The organism is Sulfurimonas sp. (genome assembly GCF_041583195.1).
Lineage (GTDB): Bacteria > Campylobacterota > Campylobacteria > Campylobacterales > Sulfurimonadaceae > Sulfurimonas.
This window is the reverse complement of record NZ_JBFHGL010000007.1, coordinates 78,031-97,713: the sequence shown is the minus strand read 5'-3', so window position 1 is coordinate 97,713 and position 19,683 is coordinate 78,031. Positions and strand designations below refer to the sequence as shown.

Below are 19,683 nucleotides of genomic sequence, written 5' to 3'. Positions count from 1 at the left end.
TTATTACTAATACAATATAACAAAAATATAACAAAGGGAAAAAATGAACTTTTTCAACACTGTCTCAATTAAAGCAAAAGTATTTATGCTTGTTTTGATACCAATAGCTCTGTTTATTATGTATATAATTTTCAGTCATTCAGAAACTAAAACTCTTATATCTACCGGTCATGAACAGGCAGAACGCTTTGAGCAAATTATGTTATCAAAAGATTTAGATCATCTAAATACTGCCATTACACTAATGGCTATGGATATTATTATAGATAAGGAAGAGGGGTCTGTTTCTGACGAAAGAGTCAAAGAGCTAGACGAGCTTTTCTCAAATTTTCATAGTATTAAAGGTAAGTTTTTAAATTCTGCAGATACTGAAGTTGAGCGTGCAAAAGCAAAAGCTGTAGTGAGTGCACTTGAAAAACTTGAACCTGTAATAAAAGTAAAACTAAAAAATATGGTTGAATCCCGTGCTTCAGATGAACAATGGGCTGCACTGGACAATGAGATAGATTCGATAGCCGGAAATATTGGAACTGATCTTAGTACTGTTATTGATTCAATTAAAGAGGAAGTTGTAGAAGCAACGGAAAATATGACACTTCAAGAGAGCTCAATAGTTACTAATTCAATTGTTGCACTAGTAGTTTTAATAGTGGCATCTATTTCACTTGGAATATTAATCTCATCTAATATACTTAATTCTCTTTCAAATATGCTTCAAGTTACAAAGGAACTATCGATTGGTGACGGTGATCTTACAAAAAGGGTTGTTGTAAAAGCAAAAGATGAAATTAGCGATGTAGCAGATAATATAAATTTATTTATTGAAAAAGTTCAAACTACTATAAACTCTGTAAAACAAACAAGTCATGAAAATGCATCAATTTCACATGAGTTGTCTAGTACCTCTTTAGGTGTAGGACAAAACGTTGAGAACTCTGTTACAGTTGTAAATGAAGCATCTACTCAGGCTAAAGATGTTCAAAGTGAGATCATTATCGCTATTAAAGATGCGCAAGAGTCTAAGAAAGATATTGTAAAAGCTAATGAGAATCTTAATGCTGCAAGAGACGACATTATATCTCTTACATCAAAAGTTCAAGAGACTGCCCAAGTTGAAGTTGAACTATCTCATAGCATGGAAACACTTTCTAAAGATGCTGATGAGGTTAAAACAGTACTTACTATTATCTCAGATATAGCTGATCAGACAAACTTGTTAGCGTTAAATGCCGCTATTGAAGCTGCTCGTGCAGGTGAACACGGACGTGGTTTTGCCGTAGTTGCGGACGAGGTTAGAAAACTGGCTGAGCGTACTCAAAAAACACTTTCAGAGATAAATGCAACGATCAATGTCGTAGTTCAGTCAATAGGTGATGCTTCAACTCAGATGATTAATAATTCAGATGAGATTCAAGAGCTTGCAAATGTAGCTCAAAGTGTAGAAGAGAAAATAAACTCTACGGTTGAGTTGGTTAATGAAGCAGTTCGCGCAAGTGATAAAACAGTAGCAGACTTTGAAAAAACTGGAGAAGATATTGAAGTTATAGTTGGTAAAGTTGCAGAGATAAATGAAATATCTGCTGTAAATGCAAGAAGTGTTGAAGAGATATCTGCGGCTAGTGATCATCTAAACTCTATGACTAACGAGCTTAACTCAAAACTTGATGCATTCCGTACCTGATAAAATAGTGCTTATTGGTGCCTCCACAGGAGGGCCTAGTCAAATAGAAAAAATAATCAAGTCTCTACCTAAGCTGGAAAATACCAGTTTTATAATTGCTCAGCATATGGTGGATGGTTTTATCCCAAGTTTTGCACAAAGACTTCAAGATAAACACATAAATATAATAAGCGTAGTAGAGAATAATAATATATTAAAAAAAGCACATATATATTTATGCACAGGTTTTACACATATAGAAAAACAAAACTCCGAACTTGTTTTTAAAAACAAAGCTTGTGATCACAACTCATATAATCCTGATATAGATACCTTGTTTAACTCTTTCGTATCTTTGGCAAAAGATATTAAAATACTATGTGTGATTTTAACGGGCATTGGGGAAGATGGTGTCAGTAGTTCAAAGGAGCTTAGTTTAAATGGTGCCAGATGTATAACAGAAAATGAGAGTAGTGCAATAGTGGACGGAATGCCTGCTCGTGCAAGAGCAATTGTACCAAACATAGAAGTTTATGATATCGATGAGATAGCAAAAATAATATACGAGTTTTGTGAATAATGTTTAGTTTTTTTAAAAAGAAAGATAAAAATGAGCCTGTTGTTGTAATCAAACCTACAGAGGAATTTGATGATGTTATGCCGATAGCCGATTATTTTCATAATGAAACTGGCGTTACGTTTGACAGGCAAGAGAGCATATTAAAAAATAAAGTTGTATCTTTTTGCAGACGAAGGGAGATATACTCTTTTTCAAACTTGTTAGAGCGTGTAAAATCAGATTCACAGCTTAAACAGGAACTGATTGATCATCTAACTACAAACGAGACTTTTTTTTACAGAGAAGTAAAGCAGATAGAACAGCTTACTAAACTTGTAAAAGAAAAAAATTCAAGTGTAGATATATTATGTGCACCTTCAGCTACAGGTGAAGAACCTTACTCAATAGCTATAAGTTTGCTTGAGGCAGGTGTTGCTCCGAGTAAAATTAGTATATTGGGGATCGATATCAATTCAGATGCGATAAGTAAAGCTAAAGTGGCACAGTACGGTGAGAGAAACGTCAGAAACTTATCTAGTGATATTTTAAATAATTACTTTGTTAAAGAGGATGATAAATATGCTTTAAAAGATAGTGTAAAATCACTTGTGTCTTTTAAAATAATAAATATTTTTGATGAGTCTTTTAGAAATTTGGGAAAATTTGATTTTATATTTTCGAGAAATATGCTTATCTATTTTAACAAAGAGACAAAACTAAAAGCAAAGGGTATTTTAGAGAGTATGAGAAAAACAGATGAATATGATGTGTTTTTCGGGCACGCTGATCTATATTAGTTAAAGAGTGTTATATATATTTAACACAGTCACGACCGCTGTTTTTTGCTAAATACAGTGCTTCATCGGCACGTTTTATGATTGATGTTACATCATCATCTTCATTATTTGTAGTAACACCGATACTTACCGTTTTATGTCCGACTAAATCAAATTCTGCTTCTTTTATATAGTTATTGATTTTGTGAGCTATAGTCATTGCCTCTTCTTTATGTGTCTCAAGTGATAGGACTATAAACTCCTCACCACCCCATCTAAAAAGAGTATCAGTTGAACGTAGATTGTTCTTTATAAGTTTTGAAATATCAATTATAACTTGGTCACCGACAAGATGTCCATACATATCATTAACAGATTTAAAATAATCTATATCTATTATAAAAAGTCCTATTGATTCTTTATATCTCGAAGCTCTTTGTAGTTCATGTGTTAAGACTTCATCAAGTTTTGTACGATTATAAAGACCTGTAAGCTTGTCTTCTATAGCCATCTTTTCGAGTTCAAGCTGTTTGATGAAGTTTTCTTTTTGAGATTTTTTTATTAAATATGCACCAAATAAGCCAAATATCATAGATATACTCATCCACATAGTGTGTAATATAAAAGGGTGCATCTGATCACTATACATTGTATATGGCAATGATATTCCCAAAATATATATTATAGTGGAGCTAACAATTGCATGATAATAACTCATACCTGATAAAGTATAGATCCATATGATCATAAGATATAATTCAACTTGATAAGAGTTATATACTTCTAGTTTTGAAATTATGTAAAGGTGTAAAGAAGCGGCTACAATGGGTGAGATAAACAGCATTAGCTCTACATATAAAAAATCTTTTTTTCTATAACTTATATAGGAGATAAAATATAACATAGGTGCTATAACAAACATCTCTAATATAACAGCGTCAGGTAACATTTCTTTAGGTGAGATATATATATTTATAGTTGCTAAAAGTACATACATAGTAGCGGTTACGGCAGCTAAATATGTTATTTGGGTATAAGAGTGATCCCTTCTCCACTTCATAAACTGCTGATTTGTTTTTTCATTATCAAATCCAAATATAGTTCTACATAAAAATTTATCTTTTAATTTTTTAAACAAAAAATCCCCTTTTGCATACGGGAATAATAACATTTATATGATTGAATTTGGTTAATATTAAAATTTAATTTGATGAAAAATATTATATTTTTTTCGGTGTGTATTTTTGAAAACATTTCTTTTATAAGAAGCTATAAATAACTATTTATGATATACTGAAATATTTAGATATAAGTGTAACAGAGTAATAATAATTAAAAAGGAGAGAATTTTGAACTATACAATGTTAAAAGTTTTATTTATAATACTCATGAGTTTTAGTACATATCTTTTGGCAGAACATCCACAAACACAAAAGTTGATTGATCAGGCTAAAAAGGAAACTGGCGAGATAACACCTCAAAGTCTTAAAAAAATGCTCGATGATGGTAAGTATGTAATACTCCTTGATGTTAGAGAAGTTGAACAACGAGCAGAGGGAGAAATATATGCAGATGATCATTATGCCATAACAAGAGGAAGTTTGGAGTTTAGGGTCCTTAATAAAATAAAAGACAAAAATGCATTAATAGTTACTTACTGTCGTGGAGGTTACCGTAGTGCGCTCGCAGCACAGACATTAAGAAAGTTAGGCTATAAAAATGCTATTAACCTTCAAGGTGGACTCAAGGCCTGGACAAAAGCAGGATATGGTATAGACACAGGTCTGGGTGTAATGAAACTTTATAAATAGTAAGTTTATCTACTAAATTGGAGTAATATGAAAAAAATAATTTTAATTTTTTGTATATGTTTGACAGGAGTTTTGGCAGATACAAAACATGACGAGTATCTTAAAAGTTTTAGCTATGAAGAACGTAAAGCTATGAAAATCGGTAAGGTAGAACTTTCAGTCTTACTTGAAGAGAAAAAGGCTCAACTGGTAGATATAAGATTCAAAGAAGAGTATGAAGCATGGCATATGCCTGCATCTATAAATATACCGCTTAATGAACTGCCGATGCGTTTAAATGAACTTGATAAAAGTAAAACTATAGTTACTGCATGTCCACACAAAGACAGAGCAATCATGGCTCGTACTTTTTTAAAATTAAAAGGTTACGATGCACGTTATCTTAAAGACGGTCTGATAGGTTTAGCTGAGTATTGGCGTGGTGACAATGCTCGTGAATTTATAGAAGAATATAAAAAGTAGAAATAGATATATTCTACATTAATTCTTATATTATTATTGGATATAATATTCAATACTTTTACTTATAGGCTCTAGATGAAAATACAAGGTAGAATAATTTTTTACAATCCGCAAACCGGTAAGGGTAAGATAATTCTTCATACAAAAGAAAAAATGAATTTCTCTATAGAAGAGTGGGATGAGTTTGAACTTGCACCGGAAGTAAATTTGCTAGTTGATTGTGAGATGGATAAAGATATATTAATAGGTATAACCGTCTCATCGGAGAATCAAACTGTTTCAAGACCTGCTTATGAGAGAGATCTTTCAACAGATGAAGAGTATATAGATGATGAAACGGAAGTAGAAGCCTCAACTTATACTGTTGATGAAGCCCTAAAAATTCACTTTAGTCCTATAGAACAGGCAATAGGCAAACCCCCTTCAGTTATAAATACAAAAGAGCAATTAGATTATTTTTTAGCAAAACGTTTTTTATTTACGGCATATAATAACCTTAGAAGTCTGGATCCTAAAATATATGAACATGGTGAAATGAAAGAGAAGATCAATACAATAGATACTCTTCATAAAGCATACAATAGTTTAAGCGAACAAGTTGATATACCACAATATGCTTTTGAAATGATTTTTTTACGAATACAACCCGAGTATATAAAAAATCAGGAACAAAGAGAAAAATATGTAAGTGCTATTCCATCGTTAACAGAACTTATTAACTCACTAGAAGCAGATCTAAAAAGTGGAGAAGAAAATCTTAAAACAACGACAAATAAAAAGATAAGATTGAGTATAGGTGCAAAGCTTAAAAAGATCCGCGGTGTATATGTTGATGCTATACATGAAAGGGCATGTATAAAAGAAGAGTTGGAAGATATGGTAAATATCAAGCAAATATATACAAAAAAATATTTTAGAGAGTTTGATAAAAAGCTATCTATACTTCAAGTTAAATATAAAGATATGATAGAAAGAATTCTAAATTATAAAGCTTATGATTTTGATTCATATATGTGGAAAAATGCGGTTAAATCTAAGTCTATAAAAGAGTATTTCAAGACTTCCGGCATCAAAGGGACTTACTCAACCGAGACATTTTTAAGATACTATCTAAAAACACTAGATCAAGATAAACTAAAGTATGAACAAGAGGAACTTTTTAGACTTCTAAACTATTTTGAAAGTAAGAATTCATAAAAAGGAGTTTTAATGAATATAGCTGTATCAGCTTGCTTACTTGGAGAAAAAGTACGTTTTGACAAGGGACATAAGAGAGATAGTTTCATAGTTGATGAACTCTCAAAGTTTGCCAAGTTCATTCGTTTTTGTCCTGAAGATTTAGCTTTTGGTTCACCAAGACCAACGCTGAGATTAGTAAGTAAAGAAAACTCCATGATAGTGGAATCAAATAAAACAGGAGAAGACCTGAGTGATCCACTTTTAAAAGCATCTATGGAGAATTTAGATGAAATTAGCTCATATAGACTAAGTGCAATTATCTTTAAGTCAAAATCACCTAGCTGTGGTTTAAGCAGTGCAAAGTTATATTCTGAAAATGGATTTACTGAAGGTAAAACAGATGGACTTTTTGCGAAGATATGTAAGGAAAGGTTCCCACTTTTACCTATGGAGGAAGAAGGCAGATTAAATGATCCATGGCTAAGAGAGAATTTTGTAATGCAGGTTTTTGCTTATGATGCTTTTGAAAAATTTAAAATAAATGCTCAAATGAAAGACTTAGTACTTTTTCATCAAAAAGCAAAATTTTTACTTCAGTCTAAAGCTGAAGTTCACTACAGATCACTTGGTAAGATCGTTGGTAATCATGATAAAAAACCTTTTGATTTGATATTAGAAGAGTATGAACATCTTTTTAAAACAACAATAGCTAAAAAAAGCAGTATTAAAAAAACAAGAAATGTACTTGAACATATGGCAGGCTTTATAAAAAAGTCAATTGACCAACATGAGAAAAAAATGTTGCATGAACAAATAGAAGACTATGCTAAAAAGATTGTTCCTTTGATTGTACCTCTTAGTACACTCAAGATATATGCTACTAAATATGAATCTATCTATTTATTAGAGCAGATGTTTTTAGAACCATATCCAAAAGAACTGGCTTTACGTTCAGATATAAAAAGTGGAAAGTAAGAGTTTGTTATGAAATAAATTTCAAATAGGTAGCAGTTTCTACCTATTTAATAAGTTACATACCTAAGTAAGGTTTTAGAACTTTAGGAATATCTATGCTTCCATCTTCATTTTGGAAGTTCTCCATAATAGCTACAAGTGTACGACCAACAGCTAATGAACTACCGTTTAGTGTATGTACAAAAGAGTTTTTCTTACCGTCTTTAAAACGGATTTTTGCGCGTCTAGCTTGGAACTCTCTTGTGTTTGATATAGAGCTAATTTCACGGTAAGTGTTCTGTCCAGGCAGCCATACTTCGATGTCTGTAGTGTGAGCAGCTCCAAAACCGAGATCTCCTGTACATAAGTTTACTAATCGGTGTGGAAGTTCAAGTGCAGTCAATATATCAGATGCACAAGCTACCATTTCATCAAATACTTTCTCGCTTGTCTCAGGATGTGTAACAGCTACAAGCTCAACTTTATGAAACTGGTGCTGTCTGATCATACCGCGAGTGTCACGTCCTGCAGCACCTGCTTCTTTTCTAAAACATGATGTATATGCAGTCATCTTTTTAGGAAGTTCATCTTCGCGTAAGATCTCATCTTGGTAAAGATTTGTTACTGGAACTTCTGCTGTTGGAATCAGGAAAAGATCTTGCTTGTCCATTTTGTAAAGATCATCTTCAAATTTTGGAAGCTGTCCAGTACCCTCTAATGCTGTACGGTTTACAAGTGCAGGTACACTTACTTCATCAAATCCACGCTCACGGTTAAAATCAAGCATAAAGTTTATAAGTGCGCGCTCTAATCTTGCACCCATTCCAAACTGAACAGAGAAACGGCTAGTTGCAAGTTTAACACCGCGCTCGAAATCGATCCAGCCATTTTGCTCAGCCAGTTCCCAGTGCTCTTTTGGAGTGAAGCTAAACTCTCTTGGAGTAAGAACTTTTTTAAGCTCAACATTATCCTCTTCATCCTCACCATCAGGTACATTATCATCAGGCATATTAGGAATAGCCATAGCGATTTTTTCAAGCTCTTCTTGACGCTCTCTTTGGATCTCTAAAGCATCTGCTATTTTTAGCTTGTTTTCATCTAGTCTGGCTTTAAGTTCAGAAATGTCTTTTCCCTCTTTTTTATAGATAGGGAACTCTTTACTCATAGCATTCTGATCTGCTTGAAGTGTTTCATAAGCTTGTTTAGCAGCTTTTAGGTGCTCGTTTTTTGCTTTTAAATCCTTAAGTAGAGCAGTATCTACACCTTTACGAATTAATTTTTTACTAACTGTTTCAAAATCTTTTTGTAATAGTTTTAAATCTATCAATTTTTACCCTTATATTAATATATCTTTAGCAATTTTAAATTGGTTTGCAGTCATCAAATGCATCTTTGGATGAAGTGCTTTTAGATCCTCAAACAGCTCTTTACTAAGTTCAAATCCGACCTTATACTCTTCTGCTTCTCCGCCTTTTGAAGCGATGCGGAGTTTATCTATCCAGTAATCCGGAACATTTATACCAGGCACATGAGCAGATAAAAACTGTGCAGTTCTTAGTTTTGTAATAGGGAAAAGTCCTAGTATCAATTCGGCACGTTTATGATCTCCGCAACACTCGTTATTTGCACTCTCAATAAGATCAAGTAGAAGCTTTGCACTCTCAACATCATATACAGGCTGAGTTATTATTCCAAGTGCACCGTGTTTTATCTTTTTTTGCATCTTCTTCTGAAGAGTTTTAGGGTTTCTTGCATAAGAATTTACAACTGCAAAAGGATAGATCTCTTTAGGTCTTACAGCAAATGGTTTACCTGTATAGTTCATACCGGAATTAAAAGCAGAAATCATCTCTAAAAGAAGTGTTGAATCACCCTCAAATACACCTTTTACATGTGGCTGATCAGACAAGTTCGCAGGATCGCCTGTTAGTGCAAGTATTGCGCGAACATCAACTTCGTTTGCACCTAGCAGATCAGACTGAAGCGCAATTTTATTACGATCACGCATACTCATAGTCGCAATTACTGGTTTGTTAAATCTGTCTTGTAGCATCTTAGCTGCAAATAACGAGTTATATTTTAGTTTTGCTAATGGGTTGTCAGTAGTACTAAATCCGTCTACATATTTATCAAGCTCAAGCTCTGCTATTTTTTCTATAGTCGGAGTAAACTGCGCAGAATGACCAGGCGTAGTTTCAAGAGTTATGTATGTTGAATTTTTTAGTTTATCTATTAGTGTATCAAACAAAAACAAGTCCTAAATGGTATAATTCCGTAATTATAACTAAAGAGAGAAAAATATATGTTAAAACTAGCGGTTTTTGATTTTGATTCTACACTTATGGATGGTGAGACAATAGATTTTTTTGCAGAAGAGTTAGGACTTGGCGAGCAAGTTGCTGCTATTACTGAAGAAGCAATGAGCGGAAGACTTGATTTTTTTGAATCACTGCAGCAAAGGGTATCTCTTTTAAAAGGACTCGATTTTTCCGTAGTTGAGAAAATCTCTCATAACCTTCCTTATATGAAAGGTGCGAAGGAAACAATAGCTGAACTTAAAAGAAGAGGTATGACAGTTGTATGTTTTTCAGGCGGATTCAGAACGGCAACAAGCTATGCAAAAGATATACTTGGTTACGATGCAGACTTTTCAAATGCCCTGCATGAAAAAGACGGAAAACTTACAGGACTTGTGGGCGGAGATATGATGTTTAACTTCTCAAAAGGTGATATGCTTGTTCGTCTTCAAAACATTTTAGGCGTTAGTGAAGAAGAAACTCTAGTATGCGGCGATGGTGCAAACGATCTTTCAATGTTTGCTCACGCAGGAACGCGCGTAGCTTTTTGTGCAAGAGAGATCCTAGAGAAAGAAGCAAACGTGATAATAAAAGAAAAAGATCTTACTTTAATTTTGGAGAAAATATAATGAGTGAATCAGTTTTAGAGAGCTCTGTATGGAGACAATACAACGAAGATAACAGTTTTAGAGAAAAACTTGCAGAGTTTTGTGTAATGGATGAATTAGAATTTATAGCCGATGATAAAGATCTATATGCTGTTATGAAATCAAAACTTACAAAAAAAGAGTTAAAACTTTTTGCTATGGATAGTGCAGATATATCTGATGATGAACTATGCGAAGCTTTTTCATACACTAAAGAGGAACTTGAAAAAGCAAAGTTCAAACTATATAAAAAACTAAAGCAAGACAAAACACGTCTTAGTTTTAGAGCTACTGCTTACGAAGAAGAGTAACTATTTTTTCTCATTTAAAATGATTTTAAATGAGACTCTTCTTGAGTTCTTTCTATCTTCCTTATCATCAATTATTATTCTTTTAGAAAAACCGTAACCGCTTCCTTTAAATATTTCGCTTAGATATTTTTTTAGTCTCTCTTTTTGATTATTAAACACATAACTCATAGTAGAGTAAGCCCTGTTCATAGATAGCTTTTCATTTTTTAGATAGTTTTGTGTAAAACTTACATCTCCCCATTCGCTTGATGTATGACCGTTTACTTCTAATGTTTTTACAATATCTTGATATTTATTAATAAAGGGAATTAGTTTGTTTGAGAATTTATCGATGAAGATCTTCTGTGTTTTATTTAATTCATATTCAGATACTTTAAAAAGCAGTCTTTCATCTAAAAATTCAATAGATAGATCTCTTTTTACTCTGATCTGATTTGAATTAATCTCTTCTGCAAACAGTTGTAAGAGCTTTTGATAAAAGTCAACAGCATTAGAAGAGATTTGAGCTAAAGTCCCGTCTCTGTTCAGCTTTACGATCCACATATTTGACTCTTGAGATTTGTTTTGAGTATGGATACCGGCTGCTGCTACTTGCGAGTTATTTAAAATAGTAAGAGAATTAAAAAGATCATAATTGTCCTCTCCGTAATGATCTTGATAAAGCATTTTAAGTTGAGGATCCAAAACCATCACAAGAGCATCTGTATTGTATGTGTCTTTAACATATCCTGCTCCTATTATTCCGCCGTCTGAAAACTCTTTTATATCAAGTATTGCAGAAGCATACTTTGTAAAGATCTGTTTGTCGTAGATCTCATTTCCTCTTAGGTCAAACTTTATAAATCTGATTTGATCTTTAAAAAGTTCATCTTGCTGAGTGATTGAGAGCAAAAAGTTGTCATCACGAAGTTTGATCATTTTTCTCGGGAATAGACCTCTTTCATATTCATATTTTTTTAACCAAATTTTATTTCCGTTTTCATCTATACGCATTAAACTCATACTTTTGTCACTACCGTTAAGCGTTTGGCTAACAACCATAATAGAGCCGTCTCTTGCTTCAACAGCATCTATACCTTCATCGTCATATTCTGTACCGTATTTTTTACTCCATAGCTCGTACCCGTTTTTATTAAATCTAGTCACAAAAACATCGTTTAGTCCAAGACCGCTTTTAAATACTGGATCACTTGTATCTCTAGATGTAGCAGATGAACCGATTGCTAATATACCACCATCACTTAATTGCACTATATTTTTTAATCTGTCAAAGTTTTTAGTTCCAAACTTTTTTTTGAAAACTATATTTGCATTTGAGTCAAGTTTTAAAAGTAAAAGTTGACCATCCATTGTATGACCACCGATAAAATAACCGTTGTTTGGAGTTTTTACCAACGATACTGCTTTTGAAAAACTAGGGAGTGTGATGGCTTTGTCTATAACAACATTGGCACCATGGTCTGCTTTGATCAGTTGCATATGTGTGCCGTTTTTACTGTTTACGCTTGCGAGGTAGTCAAAAGCATTTGTATATGAGTTTTTTTCATTAGAACTTGTTTTATAATTGTTTATAAACCCAACTGCACTAATATCTCTGTCATAATCTTGTGTAATAGAGATAAGTTCATTGTTAAATGGTTTGTCAATTATTAGTGAATAATCGGAATCTTTGGCGAATAGTAAGTTTGATAGAATCAGAGTAATTAGAATTATGTATGGTTTCATATATCTACTTTTTAGTATAAAAAAGCAAATTATATTCCATATAAATTCTATTTTTATGAAGTTTAAAAACAGATCTCTAAAAGTTAAATAATTCGTATGACATTAACCCAACATAGGTAATATTAACACAACTAACAGTACATATCATAAACCAATCTACAAAACCCAACTTTGTTTTAGAAACAATCATTTCATTCTTTTCTGTCTTAATCATAACCACTCCCTTTTTTTATTTAGTGGATGAATAATACAAAAGTATTATTTCATATATGATACCAAAAAGAAACAAATAAGTTACAAAAAATGATTAAAAAAGAACAAATACTTAATTTAAAAGTTATAAATGGTTTAAGTTTATAAATGTATGATTAAAATATTATATTTACAAGTTCTATTGAAGGTATTAAAGTGAACAAGCAAATAGAGTTAAATATAGATCTTAGACAGATGGTTTTAGCAATTGAAACAGCTGTAGATTTAGTAGGTATGAATGATACCAACCATGGAAAAAGAGTTGGTTTTATAGCAACCCAGTTAGCTAATAAATTAGGATATAGTGATAAAGATATACACTATATATTTGAACTTGGTTTATTACATGATTGCGGTGTATCAACTGAACAGATGCATAGTAACTTGGTAAATCACTTTGATTGGGAAGATGCACATATACATTGTGAAATAGGTTATAAACTTTTAAAAAATTTCGAGCCATTATCAAAATTTGCTACGCCCATACTATATCATCACACACCGTTTGAAGAACTTAAGAACTTAGACATAGACCCAAAAGATGCAAAAATGGCAAATCTTATTTTCTTAGCAGATAGAATAGATGTAACTGCAGCCAGTCATTATGGTTCAGATATATTACTTGCTAGAGACACAATCTTAAAATCTATAAAAGATTACAGCGAAAAATATTTTGACCCTGCGTTTATTGATGCATTTATAGAGGTAGAAAAATCAGAAGCTTTTTGGATAGCACTTGAAGATAGACATATTACAAGATATACATGGGATATGGGATTATTCGATACGGAAAGTTCACTAAGTTTAAAACAATTAAAACAGTTGTCTCTCATAATGGCTTATATAGTGGATCAGAAAAGTCCTTTTACAGCACAACATTCCTCAAGAGTAGGCTGCTTGTCAAAATATATAGCTAAGTGTTACGGTCTTAATTCTGAGCAATGTGAAAAAATTGAAATAGCAGGTTTTTTACACGACATAGGAAAACTTAGAACACCTGATAACATTTTAGAAAAACCTGGAAAACTTACAAATGCAGAACGATCAATTATGGATCAGCATAGTTATGAAACATTTGAGATACTACGTCATATAAAAGGTTTAGATGATATAGCTAGCTGGGCAGCATTCCACCATGAGGGCTTAAATGGAAACGGGTATCCTTTTCATCCAAGTAAAAAAGATTTAAGTATAGAAGCAAGAGTTATAGCAGTAGCAGATATATTTCAGGCACTCGCGCAAAACAGGCCATATAGAGATGGTATGGATTTAGATAAAATTATTTCTATTTTAGATGAATTTGTTGATAGTGGGAAACTTGATAAAGATGTTGTATCTATAGCTAAGCAAAATAGTAAAAAATGTTTCGATATAGCTATTGGTAATGCTGTTGAAAATAAAGAGAGTGAAATACCACTCTTTTCTTTTTAGAATCTTCCCCAGAAAGGGAAGGGGTAAAAACCTATTTTAGGTTTTCGAAAGGTGCAGTTACAACTGCTTTACGAGTTACAGTATATGGAACTAATGCTGCAGCACGAGCTCTTTTGATTACTGTAGATACCATGTCTTGGTGACGTTTACAGTTACCTGTTAAACGACGAGGCATGATTTTATATCTCTCAGATAGTGAAAAACGTAGACCTGCTACATCTTTATAATCGATGAAGTCAACTTTTGCTTCACAGTATTTACAATATCTTTTTTTGTACTTTCTTCTTTCTGCCATGATTTATCCTTAATTTATATTTTTCTAAAACGGAATCTCATCTTCGTCGATGTCGATCTCAGGAACTTGGTTAGCATTTGGTATTTGTTGGTGCTGTTGCTGTCCATAGTTTTGTTGCTGAGCAGGTTGACCATAGCTTTGTTGTTGCTGTGGCTGACCGTAACTTTGCTGTTGTTGCTGAGGTGCTTGATAGCTTTGAGCTTGTTGCTGCTGAGGTGCTTGATAAGCTTGGCTAGGTGCATTATCTTGAGGATATGCATTAGCACTTGGATTATCACCTTTGCTATCTAACATCTGCATAGTTTCAACTACAACAGAGTGCTTGCTTCTTTTTTGTCCGTTTTGATCTACCCATTGGTCAAAGTTAAGTCTACCTTCAACTAGGATTTTACTCCCTTTACGAAGATATTGATTAGCTATTTCAGCTGAACGTGCAAAAAAAGTGATGTCTACAAAACATACTTCCTCTTTTTTTTCACCGTTGCTTGTATACTTACGGCTAGTAGCTATTGCAGTGTTTGCAATACCCATACCGCCTTGTGAGTATCTAAGCTCAATATCGCGTGTTAAGTTTCCGACTAAAATAACTTTGTTAAACATGAGTTTCCTTTTTAATTAATGCTTTATAAATAAAGCTACTTATTACTCTGCTGCTGCTTCAGTTTCTTCAGCTTTTGGTGCTTCTTCTACTTTTGGTGCAGAAGCTTTACCTTGAGCTTTTTTTACCATTTCATTCCATGCAGTAACTTCACGGTTAGTATCATATTTGATAGTAACAAAACGAAGTAGTTCTTCATTTAAACGGAATCTTCTCTCGATTTCAGAGATTGCTGAAGGCTCTGCTGAATAATAAATAACTTGGAAAAATCCACGTTCTTGTTTTTCAATTGGGTATGCTAATTTTCTCATTCCCATATCATCAGTTGTAGCTATTTCGCCACCGTTAGAAGTGATTACTTCTTGGATAGCTTTTAGGCTTTCTTGAATCTCTTCTGCTGTTAATGTTGGTTTTACGATTACTAAGTTTTCGTAATTTCTCATAGACTATAGTCTCCTCTTGGAATCTGCCTTTATAAGGCTTTTTAGTTTCCCTTTCGGTTATAAAATATATCACAAATTTTTATGATACAAAGAGAAAGGAACTCGCAATTATATCTAACTATACTTAAAGAACTATGATGATAACAATCTAGCTTATGCTTGAATATGTCAATTTGCAATATTTATATAAATGTTGGTGCAATTTTGATATAGTTTTAAAATACTAAAAAATAGATAGAGATAAATGACAAAAAGAAAACAGAAAAAAAGTAAAACAAGTTCACATTTGCTGACTTATATTGCTTGGACATTAGCATTTGTGACGGTAATTTTGGCATCACTTGCTATAGGCTATTATTTAGGTTTTAATGATGCACAAAGCCAAGCAAAAGAGCAGATGAGTTCAAAAGAGAAAAAGCGTTTGGCGGTTTTAAAAAAACTTGAAGATGCAAGTAAAGAAGATAAGAAAAGTGTAAATACAAGGTTAAAAGAGGTTTTAAAAGAAGCTCCACAAAAAAAAGAAGAAGATCTCGATGCCAGACATGAATATGATCCTAATAAACTTGCAAAACCACCTGTAAGAGAAAAGATAAAAATAGTTAGTCCAGATCAAAAACCAAAGTTAGCAATTATTTTAGATGATGTGTCTGTTAGAAGTCAGGTTGAAGCTATTAAAAATTTAAATTTGCCTTTAACAATGAGTTTTTTACCACCTTCAAAACATAGACCAAATTCCGCAAAATTAGCTCAAAATGAGAGTTTTTATATGGTGCATTTGCCGATGGAAGCTATGAGTTTTACAAAGGAAGAACCCTTTACCCTAAGAGTAGATGATTCTCAAGATAAAATATCTAACAGAATTCAAAAACTAAAAGAGCTATTTCCAAAAGTAAGATATATAAATAACCACACAGGAAGTAAATTTACATCAAATGAGCGTGCTGTAAATAAATTAATATATGAGTTGAAAAAAAACAATATAAACTTTATAGATTCACGTACTATTGCAGATACAAAAGTTCCTAAAGTTATGAAAAATTACGGTATGAAATATATAGGGCGCGATGTATTTTTGGATCACCATTCTGACAAAAATTATGTAAAATCACAAATAAAAAGAGCTATAAAAATAGCAAAAGAACACGGCACTGCAATAGCAATTGGACATCCTCATAAAAACACTCTGCTTGCCATAAAAGAATCAAAAGAACTACTGCGTGAAGTAGATTTGGTAAGAGTCAACAGGATATACTAATGCCGATTTTAGATACCAAAATAAAAGAGCTAGAGGATATGAAAAAATATCCAGAGAAGCTTTTTTATGATGGGAATCTTGAACTTTTAAAAAGACCGAAAATCTCCATTGTGGGTAGCAGACGCCCTTTAAAATATTCCAAAACACAAATTTCAAACTTGGCTTCAAAACTATCAAATGCAGGTATATGCGTAGTTAGCGGTGGTGCAATGGGAATTGATGCTATAGCACATCAAGGTGCTGGTGCAAATAACACAATATCTGTACTACCGTGTGGTATAGATCTGCGTTATCCAAGTGTAAATAAAAACCTTTTAAATGATATAGCTGAAAATGGATTACTATTGTCACAATTTGATGTAGGTGAAAAATCTCGTCCATATAGTTTTGTTTTAAGAAACGAAGTCGTTGTAGCTTTAGGTGATGCTCTGATCGTCGGTGAGGCAGATGAAGGAAGCGGAACTATGAGAAGTGTAGAGTTTGCTTTAGAGATGGGTAAAGATATATATGTACTTCCACATAGAATAGGGGAGAGTAATGCTACAAATAAACTGCTTCAAAACTCTAAGGCTAAGCTTATTACAGATATAGACAGTTTTATATATTCTTTATATCCAGATGCTAAATCTGCCAAAGAGATAGTAAGTGATGATTTTTTAAAATATTGTTCAACAAATCCTAGTTATGAAGATGCAGTTGCAAAATATCCCGTGCGTATTTTTGAAGCTGAACTTTCAGGTGAGATAGTTATAAAAGATGGAAGTGTTAGAGTATTAACATAGCATCGCCGTAAGAGTAAAAGCGATACTTGTTTTTAATAGCTTCTTCATAAAGTTCTAATGTTTTTTCAACACCTACAAAAGAGGCTACAAGCATTAAAAGTGTTGATTTTGGTAAGTGAAAATTCGTCAGCAAATGATTTACACGGCTTGGTTTATTGTTTGGATGTAAAAACAGGTTTGCTTCCCCGCGTTGAACTTTTCCGTGTTTAGCATAGTACTCGATAGTCCTTGTTGAAGTAGTACCAACACTCAAAACTTCTATATCAGAGTCTAGTATCTCTTTGGCCTCATCTGAGATATCATAGTATTCTGAGTGCATTGGATGATCAGTTATTATTTCTGCATCTACAGGCTTAAAAGTTCCGCTTCCTACATGAAGAGTTACATAAGCATGTTTATGATTTTCACATACACGTTTATGCTGCTGGGGAGTGAAGTGAAGAGATGCTGTTGGAGCTGCTACAGCACCTTCGTTTGAAGCAAAAACACTTTGGTATTCATCTTCATCACTCTTATCATCTTCGCGGTTTATATATGGTGGAAGTGGAACATGACCTATTGTGTCAATGATTGGAAGCAAGTCTTCAAAACGCAGTTTTTCAGAATTTTGATAAAACTCTACTATACGGCTTCCATCATCTTCAAGTTTTACAACCTTCGCAATTAAAGCATCATCAAATAATATCTCAGTATCTGGCTTGACTTTTCCGCGAATATATACATTTACACTGTATGCATCAAGCGGACGGTTTATAAGAAGCTCTATTTTGCCTCCACTCGGTTTATGGCCATATAGTCTTGCTTTTATTACTTTTGTGTCGTTAAATATTAAAGCGCAGTTTTTCGGTATATACTTTTCAAGATCATAAAAATGTGCATGAGTTATTTTGTCGGTTTTTCTATCATACACTAAAAGTTTAGCATGATCCCTTGGGCTTGCAGGGTGGGTTGCTATGAGCTCATCCGGAAGATGAAAGTCATAGCTGGAAGTTAGAAGCGGGTCTATTTTTTATCCTCTAAACCAAGTATTTCACTTAATGATTCAACCTCTTCATCATCATCCTCTTCTTCCTCTTTTGGAGCAGGGTTTACAAGTTTAACTATTAAGATGGAAAAACCGTAAAGAACAATTAACGGTCCTGCCATTAGAAGCTGGGTTAAAACATCAGGAGGCGTTAAAAGTGCTGCAACTATAAAAATAATGATAATTGCGTATTTGAAAAATTCCGACATCTGACGGTCATTTACCATACCAAGAAGTGCTAAAAAGTATGCAAAGATTGGAAGCTCAAACGCTATACCAAAACCAAACATGATCTTTGTAAAAAAGCCAATATAGTCTTCTATGTTGATAAGCGGGGTAAATTTAAATGAACCAAATGTGATCAAAAAGTCAAAACCAAAAGGTGTAACTATATAGTAGGCAAACAATACACCAACACCGAACATAATAGACCCACCTAAAATAAACGGGATCAACATTTTTTTCTCGTTTGCATAAAGCCCTGGTGCTATGAACATCCAGATTTGAGCAAGTATGATAGGCAGTGCACCTAAGATCCCTGCAAAAAATGCTACTTTTAGTGCTACGAAGAATGCCCCACCAACCTGAGTCGTTGTAACCATACCATCAGCAGCATGTACAGATTTCTTACCAACCTCTATAAGGGCTTGGTTTAGAGGTTCAATCATCCATTCTAATATTGGTTCGTGAAAGTAAAACATCACGAAAAACATAACTATTAAGCTACCTACAGATATTCCAAGTCTTTTTCTAAGCTCTACTAAGTGTGGTTTTAAATCTTCAAACATCGCTATCTTCTTCTATTGTCTTTTTCTTTTTTTTCTCAAAGGTAACTTTTTCAGCTTTTACGCTTTCTTTCTTTTTCTTTTTTTCTTTTGGCTCGTCATCTAGTATGTCATTTCCAAGATCTGCAAATTTTGCACCTATTTGAGATGTGTCCGTAGCTTTTTCTAACTGGTGTGATGCATCCATTAGTTCTTTCTTGTATGAAAGTGCTTCCTCTTTTAGATCTTTTACATTCATCTCTTCTTCTAATGAATCTTTAACACTGCCTATAGTTCTTTTTGCATTTCTAAAAAACTTTGCAACTTCTACCATAGCTGATGGAAGTTTATCTGGACCTAAAAAGAGTATTGCTATAACAGCTATTATGAGTATCTCTGTAAAACCCATTCCAAACATATAAAACCTTCAAAAAAAATTTAAAATTAATAATTTGAGA

The 19,683-nt window shown here is 33.1% G+C and carries 22 protein-coding genes; 12 read left to right on the top strand and 10 right to left on the bottom strand.

From position 1 onward, the window contains the following. Positions 1-43: 43 nt before the first annotated feature. From ABZA65_RS07990 to ABZA65_RS07980, 3 genes are read left to right on the top strand one after another with little or no spacing between them, the layout of a single operon-like run. The gene (locus ABZA65_RS07990; protein ID WP_373072445.1) at positions 44-1,681 is read left to right on the top strand and encodes a methyl-accepting chemotaxis protein; all 1,638 of its coding nucleotides are present in this window, start codon (positions 44-46) and stop codon (positions 1,679-1,681) included. After that, on the top strand, positions 1,665-2,240 hold the full coding sequence (locus tag ABZA65_RS07985; protein ID WP_373072530.1) for a CheB methylesterase domain-containing protein: 576 nt from the start codon (positions 1,665-1,667) through the stop codon (positions 2,238-2,240). The genes ABZA65_RS07990 and ABZA65_RS07985 overlap by 17 nt, the downstream gene beginning before the upstream one ends. After that, entirely contained in the window at positions 2,240-3,016 is a 777-nt protein-coding gene (locus ABZA65_RS07980) for a protein-glutamate O-methyltransferase CheR (RefSeq protein ID WP_373072443.1), read from the top strand. The genes ABZA65_RS07985 and ABZA65_RS07980 overlap by 1 nt, the downstream gene beginning before the upstream one ends. A gap of 10 nt (positions 3,017-3,026) precedes the next feature. Here the strand turns inward: ABZA65_RS07980 and ABZA65_RS07975 are convergent, their stop codons facing one another. Continuing rightward, positions 3,027-4,133 (bottom strand): GGDEF domain-containing protein, encoded by a 1,107-nt coding sequence (locus tag ABZA65_RS07975; RefSeq protein WP_373072441.1) that lies wholly within the window; start codon positions 4,131-4,133, stop codon positions 3,027-3,029. Between the two features lie 211 nt (positions 4,134-4,344). On the opposite strand from ABZA65_RS07975, the gene ABZA65_RS07970 reads away from it, so the two are divergent. The 4 genes from ABZA65_RS07970 (at position 4,345) to ABZA65_RS07955 (ending at position 7,422) form a co-directional block, all read left to right on the top strand. After that, entirely contained in the window at positions 4,345-4,806 is a 462-nt protein-coding gene (locus ABZA65_RS07970; protein ID WP_373072439.1) for a rhodanese-like domain-containing protein, read from the top strand. Between the two features lie 27 nt (positions 4,807-4,833). Next, complete coding sequence (locus ABZA65_RS07965) at positions 4,834-5,268, top strand: rhodanese-like domain-containing protein (protein WP_373072437.1); 435 nt, start codon at positions 4,834-4,836, stop codon at positions 5,266-5,268. 75 nt (positions 5,269-5,343) lie between these two features. Further along, the gene (locus ABZA65_RS07960) at positions 5,344-6,465 is read left to right on the top strand and encodes a hypothetical protein (protein WP_373072435.1); all 1,122 of its coding nucleotides are present in this window, start codon (positions 5,344-5,346) and stop codon (positions 6,463-6,465) included. Positions 6,466-6,477: 12 nt separating this feature from the next. After that, on the top strand, positions 6,478-7,422 hold the full coding sequence (locus tag ABZA65_RS07955) for a YbgA family protein (protein WP_373072433.1): 945 nt from the start codon (positions 6,478-6,480) through the stop codon (positions 7,420-7,422). Positions 7,423-7,477: 55 nt separating this feature from the next. Here the strand turns inward: ABZA65_RS07955 and serS are convergent, their stop codons facing one another. Beyond that, positions 7,478-8,728: a serine--tRNA ligase gene (gene serS, locus ABZA65_RS07950; RefSeq protein WP_373072431.1), complete on the bottom strand. Its 1,251-nt coding sequence runs from the start codon at positions 8,726-8,728 to the stop codon at positions 7,478-7,480. A gap of 9 nt (positions 8,729-8,737) precedes the next feature. Next, positions 8,738-9,649, bottom strand: coding sequence for a methylenetetrahydrofolate reductase (locus ABZA65_RS07945; protein ID WP_373072429.1), 912 nt, complete (start codon positions 9,647-9,649; stop codon positions 8,738-8,740). Between the two features lie 54 nt (positions 9,650-9,703). Between ABZA65_RS07945 and serB the strand changes: the two genes are divergently transcribed. Both serB and ABZA65_RS07935 read left to right on the top strand, forming a co-directional pair. Next, positions 9,704-10,327: a phosphoserine phosphatase SerB gene (gene serB / locus ABZA65_RS07940; protein WP_373072427.1), complete on the top strand. Its 624-nt coding sequence runs from the start codon at positions 9,704-9,706 to the stop codon at positions 10,325-10,327. Then, complete coding sequence (locus tag ABZA65_RS07935; protein WP_373072425.1) at positions 10,327-10,656, top strand: hypothetical protein; 330 nt, start codon at positions 10,327-10,329, stop codon at positions 10,654-10,656. The genes serB and ABZA65_RS07935 overlap by 1 nt, the downstream gene beginning before the upstream one ends. Here the strand turns inward: ABZA65_RS07935 and ABZA65_RS07930 are convergent, their stop codons facing one another. Beyond that, a complete protein-coding gene (locus ABZA65_RS07930) occupies positions 10,657-12,381 on the bottom strand; it encodes a hypothetical protein (RefSeq protein WP_373072423.1) in 1,725 nt (574 codons plus the stop codon). Between the two features lie 408 nt (positions 12,382-12,789). Between ABZA65_RS07930 and ABZA65_RS07925 the strand changes: the two genes are divergently transcribed. After that, a complete protein-coding gene (locus ABZA65_RS07925; RefSeq protein WP_373072421.1) occupies positions 12,790-14,064 on the top strand; it encodes an HD-GYP domain-containing protein in 1,275 nt (424 codons plus the stop codon). A 31-nt stretch (positions 14,065-14,095) separates the two neighbouring features. On the opposite strand, the gene rpsR is transcribed toward ABZA65_RS07925, so the two are convergent. The 3 genes from rpsR to rpsF are packed head-to-tail and all read right to left on the bottom strand — an operon-like array spanning position 14,096 to position 15,400. Then, the gene (gene rpsR, locus ABZA65_RS07920; RefSeq protein ID WP_373072419.1) at positions 14,096-14,359 is read right to left on the bottom strand and encodes a 30S ribosomal protein S18; all 264 of its coding nucleotides are present in this window, start codon (positions 14,357-14,359) and stop codon (positions 14,096-14,098) included. Positions 14,360-14,383: 24 nt separating this feature from the next. Next, positions 14,384-14,959, bottom strand: a complete 576-nt coding sequence (locus ABZA65_RS07915; RefSeq protein ID WP_373072417.1) for a single-stranded DNA-binding protein — start codon at positions 14,957-14,959, stop codon at positions 14,384-14,386. A 42-nt stretch (positions 14,960-15,001) separates the two neighbouring features. Beyond that, complete coding sequence (gene rpsF / locus ABZA65_RS07910; RefSeq protein WP_373072415.1) at positions 15,002-15,400, bottom strand: 30S ribosomal protein S6; 399 nt, start codon at positions 15,398-15,400, stop codon at positions 15,002-15,004. A gap of 244 nt (positions 15,401-15,644) precedes the next feature. Here rpsF and ABZA65_RS07905 point away from each other — a divergent pair, with 244 nt between their 5' ends. After that, entirely contained in the window at positions 15,645-16,655 is a 1,011-nt protein-coding gene (locus tag ABZA65_RS07905; RefSeq protein ID WP_373072413.1) for a divergent polysaccharide deacetylase family protein, read from the top strand. Then, on the top strand, positions 16,655-17,437 hold the full coding sequence (locus ABZA65_RS07900) for a DNA-processing protein DprA (protein WP_373072411.1): 783 nt from the start codon (positions 16,655-16,657) through the stop codon (positions 17,435-17,437). The genes ABZA65_RS07905 and ABZA65_RS07900 overlap by 1 nt, the downstream gene beginning before the upstream one ends. Here the strand turns inward: ABZA65_RS07900 and queA are convergent. Genes queA through tatB form a run of 3 tightly spaced genes read right to left on the bottom strand, consistent with a single transcriptional unit; the run spans position 17,421 to position 19,643 of the window. Further along, positions 17,421-18,443, bottom strand: a complete 1,023-nt coding sequence (gene queA, locus ABZA65_RS07895) for a tRNA preQ1(34) S-adenosylmethionine ribosyltransferase-isomerase QueA (protein ID WP_373072528.1) — start codon at positions 18,441-18,443, stop codon at positions 17,421-17,423. The genes ABZA65_RS07900 and queA overlap by 17 nt on opposite strands. Next, positions 18,440-19,249 (bottom strand): twin-arginine translocase subunit TatC, encoded by an 810-nt coding sequence (tatC, locus tag ABZA65_RS07890; RefSeq protein WP_373072409.1) that lies wholly within the window; start codon positions 19,247-19,249, stop codon positions 18,440-18,442. The genes queA and tatC overlap by 4 nt, the downstream gene beginning before the upstream one ends. Further along, positions 19,242-19,643, bottom strand: a complete 402-nt coding sequence (gene tatB / locus ABZA65_RS07885) for a Sec-independent protein translocase protein TatB (RefSeq protein WP_373072407.1) — start codon at positions 19,641-19,643, stop codon at positions 19,242-19,244. Before tatB ends, tatC begins: the two co-directional genes overlap by 8 nt. Positions 19,644-19,683: the final 40 nt, after the last annotated feature.